Raw genomic sequence first — 16,751 nt, 5'->3', positions numbered from 1 at the left:
CCGAACACCTTGGTGATGCCGGAGGCCGTAACGGCGGCGGATTCGACCCCAGTTCGCGTATTGCGCTGTGCGGATTGCTGTTTCACTGCCACATCCTGCTCCTTTGTCGTGTGCACAACACTAGGAGTCGACTGTGAGGGCCGTCATCGGCCAGCGATCCGAAATCGTTCCTACAAATGTAGGAACGCCTGCTGAGTGGCGGTGCTCAGCGGTCGGAGCCTCGGGCCTCGACCGCGAGGACCAGCTGATACAGCTTCAATGCGGCGTGCAGGGCCGAACTCGACCACCCGTCCTCGAGAACGTCGCCGATGACCTGGCGAACCTTGTCCATCCGATAGTAGAAAGTGGTCCGGTGCACGCGGAGGTCGGCGATGGTCGCCGACGCGTCACCGGCATTGGACAGGTACGTGCTGACCGTTTCGAGCAGCATCTCCCTGCCCGGGACGATGAGCTCGGCGGCCGCCGTCGAGATGCTCCGGACGCAGTCGCGAGTCCACGGCAACCGCTCGAACAGGAGCCACCCGCCGAGATCAGCATAGCCTGCCGAGCCCGCGAACTCCGGGACGACCGCGGCGACGAGTGCGGCGAACCGTGCCTCGTCCCGCGCCTGCCTGACGTCCCGAATGTCGTTGAACGGCTTGCTGACTCCGTGGCCGTCGTAATCACCACCGGTGATCGGGGACGGCTCGGGTGCCCGCAGCGAGGCGGCCGACCTCGTCAGCGCGACGGTCTCCGAGGCCCCTTCGACCACAATCACACCGGGGCGGCGTGACGGGATGCGTTGCCCGCGACCGTCGGCCTGCGAGCCTGCGTGATCCGCCCTCGTCCCCACCGCATCGCGGTATACATGCAGCACGAACTGCTGGTCGGCTTCGATCGGGACCACGTCCGAGAATTCGTCCACCAACTGCGAGATGTCTTCGGGACCAGCCGACAAGATGGCCTCGAGCAGCATCGATGCCCGCTCGGCCCGCCCGGCGGCGGCAGCGGTCCGCTGCGCGTGGAACGCCTCGGAGGCACGTTCCGCGCTGTCCCGGATCACCTGGCGATCGGCATCCCCGACATCGTGCGCGCCGAGGATGATCCACAGGAACCCGTATCGCTCGGCGCCGTGGCGCAGTGGCACGCACAGGCGCCGGAGTATTCCCAGACCAGGATGCTCGGGGACCACCACCGGGACCTCGGTGTCGAAGATCCCGAGTGAGAAGGCATAGTCCTTGACCGGTTCGGGTGTCCGGCGACTGAGGATCGATTCCACCCGCGCGCGATCGATCGGCTCGCCCTGGGCACTTGCCGCCAGCACCTTCAGGTCGGTGTCATTGATCACCGCGGCGCGTCCGATCGCGCCGGCCAGGTCATCGACAATCGTCTGCAGTTCCGGCGGCGTATCGTGTGACGGCCGCCCGGCCGGCCGCTCGCTCACGTGCCACACCTCCTCTCCGGTCGTCTGTTCACACACCAGGGCGCGGATGTTACCGACCGATCATTCAGTTATAACAATTCTGCGCGGAACCCACGAGCTTCCAAACGTGGTGCTCAGGACGGTTCCGAGCTATAGAATGCGAGGCTGAAGGACGCAGATGGACATCAACCCCCGCACGCTCCGCTATTTCCTCGCCGTGGCCGAGGAACGTCATTTCCGACGTGCCGCCGAGCGCCTCTACATCACCAGTCCGGCTCTGAGTCAACAGATTCGGCAGCTGGAAAGCAGCCTTGGTGTCGAACTCTTCCGACGGACATCACGCTCTGTCGACCTCACCGCCCACGGCATCGAGTTGATGTCACTCGCACGGGCAGCCGTCGATGCCAACGACGCGATCGTCGCATGGGCCGAAAACAGCACACCATCCCGGGCCCGGCTGCGCGTGGGATTCATGTCGACCGCGGCCGGCGATCTCACGCAACGAATCCTGCAGGCCGCTCGAACGCAGCCGCTTCGGCTCGATATCGAGCTCCACCATCTCGACTGGGCCGACCAGACGCGCGCCGTGCTCGACAGTCGGGTCGATGCGTCCTTCGTCCGTGAGCCCGCAACAGTCGAGGGCCTCCGCTTCACAACCGTCCTCGCGGAGGACCGCGTCGCGATGCTCCCTTCCGCTCACCCCCTCGCACATGAGGACTCCATCCAGTTCTCCGACATCGCCGACGAGCGATTCATGCCGAGCGCGACCGGTACCCCCGAGTGGGTCGACTACTGGCTGGTCAACCCGCGCCCGGACGGGCGTCCGATCCTACGCGGTCCCGCCATCTCATCCGTCGAGGAGATGCTGGAGAACTGCGCCGGCGGCCGCGGCATCGCGATCACAGCGGAATCGGTGTCAAAGTTCTACGCACACCCACAGGTCAGGTTCGTCACCGTCCGCGACCTCTCACCGAATCACGTGCTGCTGGCCGTCCGGAACGACGACACCCGCGAGGCTGTCAAGAACCTCGAACAGTTGGTATCGGAGATCGCCACGTCTGCATGAGACCACCGGCCGGCGTCCGGCTGTTGTGGCGAAGCCCCGATCCGATTAGCGCGCCTTACCGCTCGTTGGTATCTACGACCTGGTCCAACTCACATTCGCGCGGCACAGTAGTACACGTCACTCAGATCGTTCAGTCCAACAACGATCATGTGTACCAACACCATTCGCCGATCACCTGTTTGGAGAACCCCATGACTGCTGTCGAGAATTCCCCGATCACCGCACCCGCACGCAATCCACTGTTCTGGATGACCAGTCCGGGCAACACCCCCAAGGGCGATCGTCGCGACTTCTACACCATGGACGAGACCGAGTGGACCGACTGGCTGATGCCCGGCACCCGCTACAAACTCCTTTACTGCAACCTCGTCACCGGCGCGTTCACGATTCTCCTGCAGGTGGATCCGAACATCCAGGCCACCTCGCACTGGCACATCGGCAACCTGCAGGTCTACATCCTGGAGGGCGGCTTCTACTACTACGACGGCACCGTCACCATCGACGGCGAGACCATCCCGGACAAGGGCACGCCGGGTTCGTTCACCGTGGAAACCGCCGGCACCGTCCACCAGCCCTTCGCCACCGAGACCGGCTGCGTGATGCTCGCGATGTTCGACGGCCCGATCGGCGGATATACCGACGACGGTCAGCTCGCCGTGGTCGGCGATGCGCGCCTGCACTATTACATGGCCAAGGACAACAACGCCGTGCACAACACCCAGCTCGTCGACTACTCCTACGGCTCCACGGATCTGCAGTGATGACGCGACAGCGACCAGCAGACGAAGGCGAGCACGCATGACACAGACCAATCCCCTCCCCACGTCCCCGGCCTTCAACCATGTCGGCATCACCGTCGGTGACCTCGACGAGGCGGTCAGGTGGTACCAGCAGGTCCTGCAGATGACCGTGCTGGGTGGCCCGGCCCCTTCCACGTCTGCCTGACCTGGCCCGACGTGACGTGGTTGGCCAACCACATCACGGCCAACGGCGGCCGCCAGCGCAGCAAGGTCTGGACACTCTTTCCCGGCCGCGATGTCGTGTACTGCGAGGACCCGTTCCGCAACATCCTCGAGATCAGCTCGGCCACCTTCGATCAGACGTGGGCGAATCGTTGACCCCGCCATCCCTTTCACCTGAGGAATATCCCATGACCACAACGCACTTCGATGGCATGACTGCCCTGGTCACCGGGGCCGGCGGCGGATTCGGCCGAGCCATCAGCGCCGAGCTGGCGGCCGGCGGCGCATACGTCGCCGTCGTCGACCGCGACGCCGCCAGCGGTCAACAGACCGTCGATGAGATCGCGGCGGCCGGCGGCTCGGCGACCCTGAACGTCGTCGACCTCACCGATCCGGACGCCGTCGCGAACATGGTCAGCGATCTCGTCAAGGACCGGGGCCGACTCGACGTCGCCGTCAACAACGCCGGCATCGGCGGCGACATGGTGCCGCTCGCCGAGTACCCGGTCGACACCTGGCGACACGTCATGGACGTCAATCTCAACAGTGTGTTCTATTGTCTCCGAGCGGAACTCGCCGCCATGGTGGACCTCGGCGCCCGCGGCTCCATCATCAACACCGCATCGATCATGAGTACCGTCGCGATGCCGACCATCAGCGCCTACGTCGCGGCGAAGCACGGCGTTCTGGGTCTGACCCGTGCAGCGGCAGTGGAGTACGGTCCGCACGGTATCCGGGTCAACGCCGTGGGTCCGAGCTTCTCCCGCGTCGGGTTCACCGCCGACAAGATCGACGACGACGCCCAGTGGGAGGCGATGGCCGCCCAGCACCCGCTCGGGCGAACGGCGTCACCCCGCGACGTCGCCGGCACGATGGCCTTCCTCGCCTCCGACGCGGCCGCGTTCACCACCGGACAGCTGTTCCTCGTCGACGGCGGATACACCGCCCAGTGACGTCACCACACCCTTTGGGAGACAATCCGATGACAGATACTTCAGACACTCAGGTCGCCATCGTCACCGGCGCCGGTGGCGGCATCGGCGCCGCGACCGTCCGGACGCTCGTCGCCCGCGGACTCAACGTCTGCGCGGTCGACCTCGACGAGACGTCGGTGAAGTCGCTGGCAGCCGAGCTCGGCGACCCCTGCCTGGCGATGGCCGCCGACGTGTCGACCCCCGAAGGAGTTGACTCCTACGTGCAGGCCACACAGCAACACTTCGGACGGATCGACCACCTCCACAACAATGCCGGTGTCGAGGGAAAGGCATCCAGCATCGATACCGGCGACCCCGCCGACTTCGCCCGGGTGCTCACGATCAACGCGGGCAGCGTCTACCTCGGCATGCGCGCAGTCCTGCCCATCCTGTACGCCCAGGGCCGCGGAACGATCGTCAACACCGCCAGCCAGGCCGGCCTCGAAGGCGTGCCGCTGCTGTCGTCCTATGTGGCGAGCAAACATGCCGTGGTGGGCCTGACGCGGAGCGCGGCGATCGAGGCGGGCCCGCACGGTGTCCGGGTCAACGCCATCGCTCCCGGGCAGATCTCCACCCGGATGATCACCAGCCTCGAGGAGCAGTGGTCCCCCGGCCATGCCGACCAGGTCCACGACCAGCTCGTCTCGCTGATCCCGCTCGGCCGCTACGGCACGCCGGACGAGGTCGCCAAGGCTGTCGCATGGCTGATGTCGGATGAGGCGTCGTTCGTCAACGGCGCGATCCTCACCACCGACGGCGGAACGACCGCCTGACCCGAAACACCCTGTGCGAGCGTCATTTGTCTGTGACAAGAGCGGGGCCCTCGGATGGTTGGTCGCCACCCGAGGACCCCGCTCTCGCTCCCGTGTCACACGACCACGCGCAACAACCCCGTCCGGTCGTGGCAGCCGAGATATCCGAATCGCTGCTCGGTGCCGGCGGGCACCGTCACCTCGTGGTAGAGACGCAGCCGGGTCTCGGGCCCGAAGGTCGACAGATGACGCATCGCGTCGCCGTAGATCTTCAGGTGCGTCGGGTGCGAAGCCGCCCACTCCTCCAGGGAAGCAGTGTCCACCCACCAGCTCATCTACCGGAGCAGGGGCAGAGGCCGGCTGTTTTCAGCGGGCGTAGCGGCTCGCAAGGTCCCGCCCGATGATCTCCTTCATGATCTCGGTGGTGCCACCGACGATCGTCTGCACCCGCGCGTCTGCATACGCACGCGAGATCGGGTATTCGTCCATGTATCCATAGCCGCCATGCATCTGCAGGCAACCGTTGATGATGCGGTTCTGCAACTCGGTCGTCCACCATTTGGCCTTCGCGCCGAGCGTAGCGTCGAACTCGCCATCGTTGAGGGCTCGGATGCCCTGTTCGAGAAAAGCTCTGGTGATCTCGACCTCGGTGGTCATCTCCGCGAGCTTGAACCGGGTGTTCTGGAAATCGATGATCCGTGAGCCGAACGCCTCGCGTTCACTCGTGTATCGGACGGTCCAGTCGAGCGCGGCCTCGGCGGCCGTCAGCGCCCGCCACGCTATCGAGAGGCGTTCCAGCGGTAATTGTGCGGTGAGGTGATGGAATCCTCTCCCCTCCTCACCGACCAGATTGCTCACCGGGACACGAACATCCGCGAACGAGATCTCGGCGGTGTCCTGCGCGTGCAGCCCGAGCTTGCGCAGCTTCCGACCGCGCGTGAAACCCGGGGTGGTGGTCGGGACGAGGATGAGTGACAGTCGCGGTCGGCCGTCCTTCTCCCCTGTCCGGGCGGCGGTCAATACCACGTCCGACGAGTAGCCGCTGGTGATGAAGGTCTTGGCGCCGTTGATGACCCATTCTTCGCCGTCTCGCACCGCCGTGGTCTTCATCCCGCGCAGATCGCTGCCGGCCGCGGGTTCGGACATGGCGATCGAGGCGACCACATCACCCTGGGCCATCCCGGGCAACCATTGGCGCTTCTGTTCGTCGGTACCCAGCTCGTTGAGGTAAGAGCCGACGATGTCCTCGTTGATCGAAAATCCCGACGCCAGCGCGGCGGCACCGACTCGTGCGAGCTCCTCCTGGACGACACACCGGAACCGATAGTCCCGCGAGCCACCACCCCCGAACTCATCGGGGAACCGGAGACCGAGGATTCCCAACGCGCCGGCGGACTTCCACACCTCGCGACCGGTTTCCCGATTCTCCTCCCACACATCCAGATTCGGCGCCACGTCGCGCGCGACGAAGTCGCCGACGACCTCGCGGAAGGCTTCGTGGTCATCATCGTAGAATCGCGGCGTCATGTCGTCTCCTTCGTCCGGCTTCCGGCGGGTTGTCGCAATCCGCCGTCAGTCGATCAACTCGTACAAAGTAGCGTTGGCCGTTCCCCCGCCCTCGCACATGGACTGCAGACCGTAGCGAATACCCCTGTCCCGCATGTGGTTTATCAGTCGGGTTGCCAGAATGGCCCCCGATGCACCGAGCGGATGACCGACCGCGATGGCACCGCCCACCGGATTCACCCGATCGGGATCGGCGCCCAACTCGATCTGCCAGGCCAACGGCACGGGCGCGAACGCCTCGTTGATCTCCATCGCGCCGATGTCGTCGATCGACAGGCCGGTACGCGCGAGCAGCTTCTGGGTCGCCGGGATCGGCCCCGTGAGCATCATGACCGGGTCGTCCCCGACCACCGACCCGGCCACGATGCGCGCAATCGGCCGTAGGCGGAGTTCTGAGGCCCGTTGAGAGGTCATGATCATGACGCCTGCCGCGCCGTCAGAGATTTGAGAGGCGTTGCCGGCGTGGATCACCCCGTCCGCACGGAAGGACGGCTTGAGTGTGGCGAGCTTCTCCGGCGTGGTACCGCGACGTAGGCCCTCGTCGGTGGTGAATATCCGATCGCCCAGGTCGACCGCGATGATCTGGGAATCGAACGCGCCCCGATCGATCGCGGCGGCGGCGAGTTCGTGGGACCCCGAGGCGTAGTCGTCGAGCTGACGACGCGACAGCCCCCACTTCCCGGCGATCATCTCCGCGCCCGCCCCCTGGTCCAGCCCGTCGACACCGTAACGGTCGAGCACGCTCTGGCCGTACGGGAATCCGGACTGCCGGGTCGCACCGAGTGGTACACGCGACATGGACTCGACACCACCGGCGACCGCGATCTCGTACGCTCCCGCGATCACCGCATGGGCCGCGGACTCGATGGCCTGCTGACTGGACCCGCAGGCGCGGTTGATCGTCACCGCGGGGACCGAGTCGGGCCACCCGGCGGCGAGCACGGCGAACCGCCCGACATTGCTCGATTGATCACCGAGCTGCGTCACACAACCCCACATCACGTCGTCGACCTCGCCGGGATCGATCCCGGTGCGTGCCACGAGTTCACGCAAGATCAGAGCCGACAGATCGACGGCATGAACCTCGGCGAGCGATCCGTTTCGTTTGCCGATGGGGGTGCGGACTGCCTCGACGATGACCGCGTCACGGCTCGACATGATTCTCCTGTCGTGTTCGGGCAGATGCCCAACGGTTGCGCTGTGCTGGTGCAGCGGTGACCGCCTCGGGGTCGTCACCGCTTGCCCGCCGCCAATTCCGCAGAAGCTTCTCCACGCTCGCGGGTCGTTCCACGAAACCGCTTGGGAGGCGCGGGGTCCAGTGCCCATCACCACCAGCAGCCAACACCTCCCGGTGCGCCACCTGCGGATGCGCCGGCGCCTCGGACAGGTCCAGGACCGGGGTCAGACACGCGTCAGTGCCCTCGGCACAACGGGCCCACTCGTCACGAGTGCGAGTACGCAGCGCGGCCCCGATCGCCTCCCGTAGTGCCGGCCAGTTCGACGGGTCCTCGCGGCCCTCGGCCAATTCGGGATCGAGTTCGAGCACCTCGAGCAGGACGACGAAGAACGGCTGCTCGAGCGCCCCGACCGCGACGAAATGCCCATCCGCGCAGGGGTACACGTCGTAGTAGGGCGCGCCCGTGTCGAGACGGTTGGTCCCGGCGACGTCGGACCACGTTCCGCGGGCCCGGTACTCGTGTTGCATCGACGTCAGGTAGGTGGTTCCGTCGAGGATCGAGACGTCGAGCACCGCGCCCTCCCCTGTTCGGCTGCGTTCGTGCAGGGCGGCCAGAACGGACGTGACCAGGTACATCGCCCCGCCACCGAAGTCGCCGAGCAGGTTCGCCGGTGCAAGCGGCGCGCTCCCGGATCTGGTGGCGAGGTGCAGCGCCCCGGTCACCGCGATGTAGTTCAGGTCGTGCCCCGCGGTATGCGCCAGCGGTCCGGTCTGACCCCAGCCGGTCATCCGCGCATAGATCAGACCCGACTCGCGGGTGCGCACATCGTCGGGTCCCAGCCCGAGCCGCTCCATCACCCGCGGCCGGAAACCCTCCACCAGGACGTCGGCGGCCGCGATGAGTCCCCGGACCTTCGTGCATTCGTCCTCGTCGGTGAGGTCGACCTCCAGCGTCTCGCGATTGCGCACCAGTGCGGGCACCGACGATCCCGGACGGCGCAGGGTGATGACCTCCGCCCCGAGATCCGCCAGTAGCATGCAGCCGAACGGCGCTGGACCGAGGCCGAGGAACTCCACCACCCGCAGGCCACTCAGAGGCCCAGTGGCACAACATGACTCCGCCTCCATGCCCGGGATGTCGTCGGCGGTGTGTGGCGTCGGCACGACGTTCAATGGTTCTCGATCGCACGTTCGGGGCAGGCCGCGACAGCTTCGAGTGCCGTCGCTTCCCTTCCTGCTGGAATGTCGATCTCGGCATTGAGTGCGTAGCCGTCGTCGTCGAGGTCGAACAGCTCCGGCGAAGCCGCGAAACAGCGCGCGTGGCCGGCACACTTGTCCAGGTCGATACTGACTTTCATCGCCTTCTCCATTCCTCGTTGCGTCCTCAGGTCACCGCTCCGGCGACCTTCAACGCGATCAGCTGATCGTCGTCGAATCCGAGCTCACGCAGCACCTCGTCGGTGTGTTCGGCGAACGCGGGCGCCCGGGTGACATCGACGCTGGTGTTGTCGAACTTGACCGGGTTCGCGACCAGCTTGCGCGGGTTGCCCTCGGCATCGAGGACCTCGGTGATCCGACCGTTGGCGATCAACGCTTCGTCGTTGCCGATCTCCCATGAATCCTGCACCACGGCCCACTGTCCGCGGATGTCCTTGAGTGCGGCCCGCCAATGCTCCAGCGGCTGCGTGGAGATGACCACGGCGAAGATGTCCATCGCGTCGGCGTGGTTCTGGCTGATCAATGCATCGGTTGCGAAACGCTCGTCGTCGACGAGTTCGTCATGGCCGATCGCCCGACAGAACTCCGGCCAGTACCGTCCCGCCTGCAACATCGACAGCTGAATCCAGCGTCCATCGGCTGTCCGGTACGCACCGGAGAGCGGGTTGCCCGCAGCGGCCGAACGCCGCTGCGCCGATTGCGCAGGCAAGGCCTCACCGCGCATCAGCGCCATGTTCACGGTGAACTGGGTGGCCCAGGCGCCCACGGCGAGCAGCGAGACGTCGAGTTCCGAGGTCTCGCCGGTCATCGCGCGCCCGTAGAGCGCAGCCGCGATCCCCCCTGCGATGGTCATCCCGCCGATGTTGTCCCCGTATGCCCCGGCCGGCATGAAGCTGACCCGGTCGGCACCGCCCGGAGTTGTGCCGAACGCGCTGCCGCCACGCGCCCAGAACGCGGTCGAGTCGTAGCCGCCCTTCTCGCAGTCGGGCCCTTCGGTACCGAAACCGCTGCCGGACACGTAGATGATGTCGGGATTGATCGCCCGGATGTCCTCGAGCGTGATGCCCAGTTTGCCCCGGGCGTTCGGCAGAAAATTGGTGAGGAATACGTCGCTGTTGCGGACCAGTTCCTCCAGCACCGGCCGGGACTCCGGACGCTCCAGGGCGAGTCCCACGCTGCGCTTACCGCGATTCGGACCCTCCATGATCGGCGAGAACGACGAACCTCCCGCGTCATAGCCCAGCACTCGGACCAAACCGCGCTGGGCATCGCCCTTCTCGGCATGCTCGATCTTGACGATGCTCGCACCCCAATCCGCGAGCACCGCACCGGCGGCGGGGACGAAGGTGAACTGGGCCACCTCGAGTATGCGGACGCCCTCCATCGGACGGTGCATGTCGTCTCCTCACAGTTTCTGTGGTCGTTGATTCGAAGAGCGTTGCCGGTCGGACCGCACCCGCGAAAGTCCGCTTCCCGGCTGGTGAGACCGGATCAGTCGCCGAGTAATTCGAGAATGGTGGCGTTGGCCTGGCCGCCGCCCTCGCACATGGTCTGCAGTCCGAAGCGGATGCCGTTGCGGCGCATGTGGAAAATGAGATCGGTCAGTATCCGCGCGCCGGATCCACCCAGCGGATGGCCGAACCCGATGGCACCGCCGTTCGGATTGAGCACTGCGTCATCGGCGCCGATCTCGCGTTGCCACGCCATCGGGACCGGTGCGAAGGCCTCGTTCACCTCGAACGCCCCGACATCGGCCAGGCTCAGACCGGACCTGGCCAGCGCCTTCTCGGTGGCGGATATCGGTCCGGTCAGCATGATCACCGGGTCCGAACCCGTGACCACGGCGGTGTGCACGCGGGCAATCGGCCGCAGAGCGTACCGACGCGCAGCATCCTCGCTCATCACCAGCAGTGCGGCCGATCCGTCGGATATCTGCGAGGCGTTGCCGGCGTGGATGACACCGTTCTCGTCGAACACCGGCTTCAGCGTCGCCAGCGTCTCGACGGTGGTACCACGACGGATGCCCTCGTCGGCAGTGATCACGCCGTCCGGTGTGGCCACCGGGACGATCTGGTCGGCCAGCCACCCCGCGTCCTGGGCGGCCGCGGCGCGCTCATGGGACCGCGCCGCGTATGCGTCCACCTCGGTGCGCGAGAAGCCCCATTTGCTCGCGATCATCTCCGCTCCGACACCCTGATTCGGGATGACGCCGTCGTAGCGGTCACGGTAGCTCTCACTGAAAGGACTCCCGCCGATCGTCGTCGAGGACCCCATCGGCACCCGAGACATCGACTCCACGCCACCGGCCACGACCACGTCGTAATGTCCAGCCTGCACCGATGCGACGGCGAAGTTGAGTGCCTGCTGGGATGACCCGCACTGCCGATCGACCGTGACGCCGGGGATCGACTCGGGCCAGCCGGCGCTCAGCACCGCGGTGCGGGCGATGTCGATGGCCTGCTCGGAGACCTGCTGCACGCAGCCCCAGATGACGTCATCAACGACATCCGCATCCACCCCGGCCCGTTCGACGAGCGCCCGGAGCACATGCGCGGACAGTTCGACCGGGTGAATTCCCGAGAGGGCGCCGTTGCGGCGACCGACCGGGGTACGTACGGCTTCGACGATGACTGCAGACATGCGATCCTCCTTGTTACGGCTGTCGACCGGCGTCACGCGGTTCGATGTGTGACCTCGGACTCACGCGGTCGACGCTTCCAGTTCGGCAACGAGTTCGAGCAGTCGTCTGCGGTCGACCTTGAGAGAGACACTGCGCGGCAGGGATTCGACCGCGTGGATGGCGACCGGAACCTCATACGCGGTGAGGTGCGCCCGCACGTGGTCCTTCAATTCCGTTTCGCCGATACTCTGGCCGTCGACCAACTCCACTACTGCGACCGGCACCTGTCCGAGCCGTTCGTCAGCTCTGCCGAAGACCGAGGCGTCGAGAACCGCGGGATGCGACCGTAAGGCGTTCGCCACCACCTCTGGCTGCACCTTGAATCCGCCCCGGAGGATCGCGTCGTCGGCGCGACCGTCGATATAGAGGAAGTCGTCGGCGTCGAGATGCGCGAGGTCGCTGGTGCGGACCCAGTCGCCCGTGCCCGATCCGGTTTGTCCCGAACACACCTCGAGTCGGCCGGTCTCGCCGGTGGACAACACGTTTCCCTCGTCATCGACGACCCGCAACTGCACTCCGGGGAAGGCGCGTCCGACACTGCCACGCTTACGCGACCACCACTTGCCGTGCATCGGTTTGGTCCAGCCGGCCACCGCGCCGGAGAACTCCGTGGCGCCGTACACGATCAGCACCGGTATCCCGTACCGCCCGATGAACTCATCGGCGAGATCGGGACTCACAAACGTCGTGCCGGCCGTCACCGCCCGCAGACTCGCCAACCGTTCGGCGGGGACGTCCGCGTTGAGGACCGACCGCATCGCCGCAGGAGGCAGACTCGCGATCCGCGGTTTGTGCTCCTCGATTGCGCCGACCCATCCTTCGACGGTGAACCTCGGCAGCAGCACGAACGGGCGCGCCTCGGTCAGCGCCTGCAGCACACCCCACATGCCACCGATGTGCACGAGGGCCAGGGTCACCAATGCGACTCTGCCGGTGAGTGGTTCACGCTCGCCGGCGACCACCCCGACGTGGCCGTGGACGGCGGACATCGCGGCGTCGAGTTGCCGCCAGGTCAACGGAACCCGCTTCGGCGGGCCGGTCGTCCCGGAGGTGAACATCTCGATTGCCACCGGGCCCGCCGATGACTCATCATCGGCAGCCACCGCGGGCCCCCCTGAGCGTTCACAACGCCGTGCGAGATCCCTGTCGATGGCGAACCCGTCGATCCCCACATTCCGTGCGGCCGAATTGAACTCGTCGGTCATCCAGAGTTCCTCGGGCGCGAGCACCACGTCCGGCTTCGAAGACTCCAGGTCCACCGACACCCGCGCCGCGGGCTGCATGGGGTTGAGGGTCGTCAGCGTCCGGCCGTTGCCCAGCACGGCGACGAGAGCCGCAATCGACTCGACCCGGTTACCGAGTACCACACCGATCCGCGATCCCTCGAGAGCATGGACGACCATCAGCTCACGGTCGATCTTCTCGGCGAGGGAGCGCACTTCGCCCCAGGTGTACCACCGTCCGTCCTGCTGGATCATCCGGGCATCGTCCGAGGCCGACCACAGCTTGCGCAGCGCTTGCCTGATACCCGACATGCGGCGCCTCCATTCATGCATGTGACAGAAGACCACCGGACTCCAGGGCCCGATGAGACCAGGACTCGCATCCCCCGCGAAGAGTCGAACCAGCGGACGCTACGTCGAGCCTACAGAAAAGGTATATGACGTAGTTAACTATGTCAAGGGCCCCTCTCGCGCTTCCGCCGTGCGGCAGCCGGCGGCCGGCGGTCTCAGCGAGGGAGACCCAGGCCACGCTCGGCGATCAGGTTCCGCATGATCTCGGAGCTTCCGCCGGCGATGGTATAGGCGCGCGCGTAAAGGAATTCGTCCTGCCAACGTCCACCCTCGACGGCGTCGTCACCGGATACCACGATCCCCCGCTCGCCGCACAGCTCGAGTGCGTACGAGGCGATCTCCACTCCGAGTTCGCTGAACATGAGCTTCGCCATCGGTGCGTCGCTCATTCGGGGCTCGCCGTTGGACACACGGGTCAGACCCGCGTAAACCATCGCCGACAGTGCGTCGACGGACGCCGAGAGCGCACCGAGACGATCCCGAACCGCGTCGTCCTCGATGGCTGGGCGACCACGTCGCTGCACCTTGCCGGCCAGGTCGATGAGGGCGGCGACGTTGCGCTGCAGCCGGACCGCGTTGTTGGCCACCCCGGAACGCTCATGCGCGAGACTGGAATTGGCAATCCGCCAGCCCTCGTTGATGTCACCGATCATCGCGTCGGCCTCCACCATGACGTCGTCGAGGAAGACCTCGTTGAAGTCGGCGGTACCGGTCATCTCGCGCAACGGCCGCACATCGATGCCGGGCAGGCTCATGTCGACGAGGAACGCGCTGATTCCCTTGTGCTTGGGAGCATCCGGGTCCGTGCGAGCGAGCAGATACCCGTAGTCGGCCCACTGCGCGTTCGTGGTCCAGACCTTCTGTCCGGTGATGCGGAACCGTCCGTCGTCGAGCTTCGTCGCCCGGGTGCGCAGCGACGCCAGGTCACTTCCCGACCCGGGCTCGCTGAACAGCTGACAGAAGATGTACTCGCCCGAGCGGATGCCCGCGAGGTAGGCATCGCGCTGCTGGTCCGTGCCGTGATCGATCAGCGCATTCGCCACGAGGTTCGCCGCGCCCTGGACGGGGGCGGGGGCACGGTGGCGGGCGATCTCCTCGCCCACGACGACATCACGCTCGAGTTGGTGGTCGGGTCCGTTGCCGCCGTACTCGCGCGGCCAGGCACCACCGATGTACCCGGCCTCGAACAGCGCCCGGGTCCACTCCTTGAGCAGAGCGAGTTCCTCGGTGTCCTCGGCGCTGCGCACCCCCGCCTTGGGCGGGATCGCCGGCGCGTGACGCTGGACGAAATCGCGCACCTCGACCCGGAACTCGTCGAGTTCTGCTGTCATCCCGTACTTCATGGCCGACCACTTCGCATCATGTCACCGCGCGCAGCGACGATTCCGGCGCTCATCGCACCTCGTACTCCCGCGTCGCGACCTCCGACCGGACCACCTGTGCCTTGCCGATCGGATTGCCCAGCGACGTGTACGCCATCCCGGTGGCCAGCGCCTGCGACCGCCCGGTGTCGCGGGACTCCCAGATGGCCCGGACACTGCCCTGAATGGCCGCGGGCGGCTTCGCCGCGATCCGGCGTGCCAGTTGGTCGGCGCGCGGCCACAGATCGGCCCTGGACACGACCTCGCTGACGAACCCGATCTCGCGCGCTCGCTGTGCCGACATCCGTTCGTCGAGACCGAGCAGGACCATCCGAAGCACCTCACCGATCGGGATCCGGTGGGCGAGGCCGATCGGTTCGAGCGCGGCGACCAGCCCGTAGGACACATGCGGATCGAAGAACTGCGCATCATCGCTGGCGACGATGATGTCGGACTCGTTGAGCCAGTACAGCGCGCCGCCGGCGGCCATGCCGTGCACCGCGCTGATCACCGGCTTCCAGCACCCGTTCTGCTTGGGCGAGAGATCGATTCCGGGATCCTGGCGACTGAATACGTTGTCCGAGATGAAGGTTCCCTCGCGGGTGTCCATCCCGGTGGAGAAGGCCCGCTCACCGGCACCGCGCAGGACGATGGCATGCACGTCGTCGTCTTCACGGGCCATCGCCCAGATCTGCCGGAACTCCTCACGCATGGTGTTGGTGAACGAGTTCATCCGCTCCGGGCGGTTGAGGGTGATGGTCAGGACGTGCTCGTCGAATTCGGCGATCACCGTGGTCAGGGCGGCAGGGTCCACGTGGTTCTCCTTCCGGTCGCGGGTCTGTGTCACGCGGACTCCTTGGCCGACTCGGGAACGTTGACGAGCCTGTCCACGACGTGGCGGCGAACCAGTTTGCCCGTCTCCGTTCGCGGAACCTCATTCCAGTACACGAAGCGGTCAGGGGTCTTGCTGCTGCGCAGCGTCTTTCGGACGTGGTCGCGCAACACATGCGAGTCGACCTCGGCCCCGGGCCGCAGTACAACCGCCGCTTCGATGCGCTGACCCCATTCGTCGTCGGGCACGCCGACGACGGCAACGTCGAGCACATCGGGATGACGCAGGATGACGTCCTCGATCTCGGCCGGGGCGATGTTCTCGGCACCGCGGATGATGGTGTCGTCGGCGCGGCCACCGACGAACAGGAAGCCATCGGCGTCGAGATAGCCCTTGTCCCGCGTGTCGAAGAAGCCCTGCTCGTCGGTGACCCGTCCGATACCCGCATATTCGGCGGAGACCTGCTCGCCCGCCACACAGATCCGGCCCACCTCGAGCGGCCCGAGCAGTTCACCGTCCTCGGCGCGGATCTGGATCACCACACCCGGCAGCGGGCGGCCCACCGAACCCAACCGGGCACGAATGCTCGCGTCGTCGCTGACCATCGCCTCGCGGTGGTCATCGGGGCCGAGAACGGCGATCGTGGAACTGGTCTCGGTCAGGCCGTAGGCGTTGACGAAACCAACCTGCGGCCACAGTTCGAGAGCACGTTCGATGACCCGCGACGGCATCGGTGCGCCGCCGTAGGCGAGGTTCCGCAGCGTCGGGATGTCCTTGTCCGCTTCGGATTCGACGATGCGCGCGAGCATCGTCGGCACGACCAGTGCGTTCGTCACGGCTTCGTCGCGCACCGTGGACAGCCACTGCTCGGGCGTGAACTGTTCGAGCACCATCGTTCGCCGTCCGGCGTAGAGGTTGCTGATCACATTGGCCACCGCCGCGATGTGATACGGGGGGACGCTGACCAGAGCCGCCTCGTCTTCGGTGGCGTTGGCGAACTCGACCGAGCCGAACACATAGGAGGTGAGGTTCTCGTTGCGCAGCAGCACACCTTTCGGCGCGGCCGTCGTACCCGACGTGTAGATGATCACCGCGGGTGCATCGCTGTCGTCGACAACGACCGGTTCGACCGGCTTGCTCACCAGCTCCAGCCACCGCTCGGGAGTGACCGCCGAGATCCCGGCACG

The 16,751-nt window shown here is 66.2% G+C and carries 18 protein-coding genes; 6 read left to right on the top strand and 12 right to left on the bottom strand.

What is annotated here, in order from left to right; translation table 11 throughout:
* Positions 1-205: 205 nt before the first annotated feature.
* Positions 206-1,423: a PucR family transcriptional regulator gene (locus GORHZ_RS18430; RefSeq protein ID WP_006335665.1), complete on the bottom strand. Its 1,218-nt coding sequence runs from the start codon at positions 1,421-1,423 to the stop codon at positions 206-208.
* A 157-nt stretch (positions 1,424-1,580) separates the two neighbouring features.
* Between GORHZ_RS18430 and GORHZ_RS18425 the strand changes: the two genes are divergently transcribed.
* From GORHZ_RS18425 to GORHZ_RS18405, 6 genes are all read left to right on the top strand, one after another.
* A complete protein-coding gene (locus GORHZ_RS18425) occupies positions 1,581-2,468 on the top strand; it encodes a LysR family transcriptional regulator (protein WP_006335664.1) in 888 nt (295 codons plus the stop codon).
* A gap of 191 nt (positions 2,469-2,659) precedes the next feature.
* Entirely contained in the window at positions 2,660-3,229 is a 570-nt protein-coding gene (locus GORHZ_RS18420) for a cupin domain-containing protein (RefSeq protein ID WP_006335663.1), read from the top strand.
* Between the two features lie 37 nt (positions 3,230-3,266).
* Complete coding sequence (locus tag GORHZ_RS31415) at positions 3,267-3,413, top strand: VOC family protein (protein WP_217998343.1); 147 nt, start codon at positions 3,267-3,269, stop codon at positions 3,411-3,413.
* A gap of 20 nt (positions 3,414-3,433) precedes the next feature.
* Positions 3,434-3,586, top strand: a complete 153-nt coding sequence (locus tag GORHZ_RS31410; protein WP_217998342.1) for a VOC family protein — start codon at positions 3,434-3,436, stop codon at positions 3,584-3,586.
* 32 nt (positions 3,587-3,618) lie between these two features.
* Positions 3,619-4,383, top strand: a complete 765-nt coding sequence (locus GORHZ_RS18410) for an SDR family NAD(P)-dependent oxidoreductase (protein WP_006335661.1) — start codon at positions 3,619-3,621, stop codon at positions 4,381-4,383.
* Positions 4,384-4,412: 29 nt separating this feature from the next.
* Complete coding sequence (locus tag GORHZ_RS18405; RefSeq protein ID WP_006335659.1) at positions 4,413-5,177, top strand: SDR family NAD(P)-dependent oxidoreductase; 765 nt, start codon at positions 4,413-4,415, stop codon at positions 5,175-5,177.
* Positions 5,178-5,272: 95 nt separating this feature from the next.
* Here the strand turns inward: GORHZ_RS18405 and GORHZ_RS18400 are convergent, their stop codons facing one another.
* The 11 genes from GORHZ_RS18400 to GORHZ_RS18350 all read right to left on the bottom strand — a co-directional run.
* Positions 5,273-5,479, bottom strand: a complete 207-nt coding sequence (locus tag GORHZ_RS18400) for a phenylacetaldoxime dehydratase family protein (protein ID WP_006335656.1) — start codon at positions 5,477-5,479, stop codon at positions 5,273-5,275.
* Between the two features lie 43 nt (positions 5,480-5,522).
* Entirely contained in the window at positions 5,523-6,683 is a 1,161-nt protein-coding gene (locus GORHZ_RS18395) for an acyl-CoA dehydrogenase family protein (protein ID WP_006335654.1), read from the bottom strand.
* Positions 6,684-6,728: 45 nt separating this feature from the next.
* On the bottom strand, positions 6,729-7,880 hold the full coding sequence (locus tag GORHZ_RS18390; RefSeq protein ID WP_006335652.1) for a thiolase family protein: 1,152 nt from the start codon (positions 7,878-7,880) through the stop codon (positions 6,729-6,731).
* The gene (locus GORHZ_RS18385; RefSeq protein WP_006335643.1) at positions 7,867-9,063 is read right to left on the bottom strand and encodes a CaiB/BaiF CoA transferase family protein; all 1,197 of its coding nucleotides are present in this window, start codon (positions 9,061-9,063) and stop codon (positions 7,867-7,869) included. The genes GORHZ_RS18390 and GORHZ_RS18385 overlap by 14 nt, the downstream gene beginning before the upstream one ends.
* 5 nt (positions 9,064-9,068) lie before the next feature.
* Entirely contained in the window at positions 9,069-9,269 is a 201-nt protein-coding gene (locus tag GORHZ_RS18380) for a ferredoxin (protein ID WP_006335641.1), read from the bottom strand.
* 14 nt (positions 9,270-9,283) lie between these two features.
* Positions 9,284-10,513 carry a CaiB/BaiF CoA transferase family protein gene (locus tag GORHZ_RS18375; RefSeq protein ID WP_006335640.1) on the bottom strand — a complete coding sequence of 410 codons (1,230 nt, stop codon included), beginning with the start codon at positions 10,511-10,513 and terminating at the stop codon, positions 9,284-9,286.
* A 95-nt stretch (positions 10,514-10,608) separates the two neighbouring features.
* Positions 10,609-11,757, bottom strand: a complete 1,149-nt coding sequence (locus GORHZ_RS18370) for a thiolase family protein (protein WP_006335639.1) — start codon at positions 11,755-11,757, stop codon at positions 10,609-10,611.
* 60 nt (positions 11,758-11,817) lie between these two features.
* Positions 11,818-13,332 carry a class I adenylate-forming enzyme family protein gene (locus GORHZ_RS18365; RefSeq protein ID WP_006335638.1) on the bottom strand — a complete coding sequence of 505 codons (1,515 nt, stop codon included), beginning with the start codon at positions 13,330-13,332 and terminating at the stop codon, positions 11,818-11,820.
* 194 nt (positions 13,333-13,526) lie between these two features.
* Positions 13,527-14,714 (bottom strand): acyl-CoA dehydrogenase family protein, encoded by a 1,188-nt coding sequence (locus tag GORHZ_RS18360; protein WP_006335637.1) that lies wholly within the window; start codon positions 14,712-14,714, stop codon positions 13,527-13,529.
* Between the two features lie 49 nt (positions 14,715-14,763).
* A complete protein-coding gene (locus tag GORHZ_RS18355; RefSeq protein WP_006335636.1) occupies positions 14,764-15,579 on the bottom strand; it encodes an enoyl-CoA hydratase/isomerase family protein in 816 nt (271 codons plus the stop codon).
* The coding region (locus GORHZ_RS18350) for an ANL family adenylate-forming protein (protein WP_006335635.1) at positions 15,576-16,751 on the bottom strand (1,176 nt) is incomplete at its 5' end. The genes GORHZ_RS18355 and GORHZ_RS18350, both read right to left, overlap by 4 nt.

The sequence above is a fragment of the Gordonia rhizosphera NBRC 16068 genome, assembly GCF_000298195.1.
Taxonomy (GTDB): Bacteria; Actinomycetota; Actinomycetes; order Mycobacteriales; family Mycobacteriaceae; genus Gordonia; species Gordonia rhizosphera.
This window is presented reverse-complemented; position numbering and strand designations above follow the sequence as displayed.

Bases quoted from the DNA above. Each gene is read 5' to 3' on its own strand.
- GORHZ_RS18370 (WP_006335639.1), bottom strand. From the start codon at position 11,757: ATGTCTGCAGTCATCGTCGAAGCCGTACGTACCCCGGTCGGTCGCCGC.
- GORHZ_RS18410 (WP_006335661.1), top strand. From the start codon at position 3,619: ATGACCACAACGCACTTCGATGGCATGACTGCCCTGGTCACCGGGGCC.
- GORHZ_RS18420 (WP_006335663.1), top strand. From the start codon at position 2,660: ATGACTGCTGTCGAGAATTCCCCGATCACCGCACCCGCACGCAATCCA.
- GORHZ_RS31415 (WP_217998343.1), top strand. From the start codon at position 3,267: ATGACACAGACCAATCCCCTCCCCACGTCCCCGGCCTTCAACCATGTC.
- GORHZ_RS18380 (WP_006335641.1), bottom strand. From the start codon at position 9,269: ATGGAGAAGGCGATGAAAGTCAGTATCGACCTGGACAAGTGTGCCGGC.
- GORHZ_RS18405 (WP_006335659.1), top strand. From the start codon at position 4,413: ATGACAGATACTTCAGACACTCAGGTCGCCATCGTCACCGGCGCCGGT.
- GORHZ_RS18425 (WP_006335664.1), top strand. From the start codon at position 1,581: ATGGACATCAACCCCCGCACGCTCCGCTATTTCCTCGCCGTGGCCGAG.
- GORHZ_RS18375 (WP_006335640.1), bottom strand. From the start codon at position 10,513: ATGCACCGTCCGATGGAGGGCGTCCGCATACTCGAGGTGGCCCAGTTC.
- GORHZ_RS18390 (WP_006335652.1), bottom strand. From the start codon at position 7,880: ATGTCGAGCCGTGACGCGGTCATCGTCGAGGCAGTCCGCACCCCCATC.
- GORHZ_RS18395 (WP_006335654.1), bottom strand. From the start codon at position 6,683: ATGACGCCGCGATTCTACGATGATGACCACGAAGCCTTCCGCGAGGTC.
- GORHZ_RS18360 (WP_006335637.1), bottom strand. From the start codon at position 14,714: ATGAAGTACGGGATGACAGCAGAACTCGACGAGTTCCGGGTCGAGGTG.
- GORHZ_RS18365 (WP_006335638.1), bottom strand. From the start codon at position 13,332: ATGTCGGGTATCAGGCAAGCGCTGCGCAAGCTGTGGTCGGCCTCGGAC.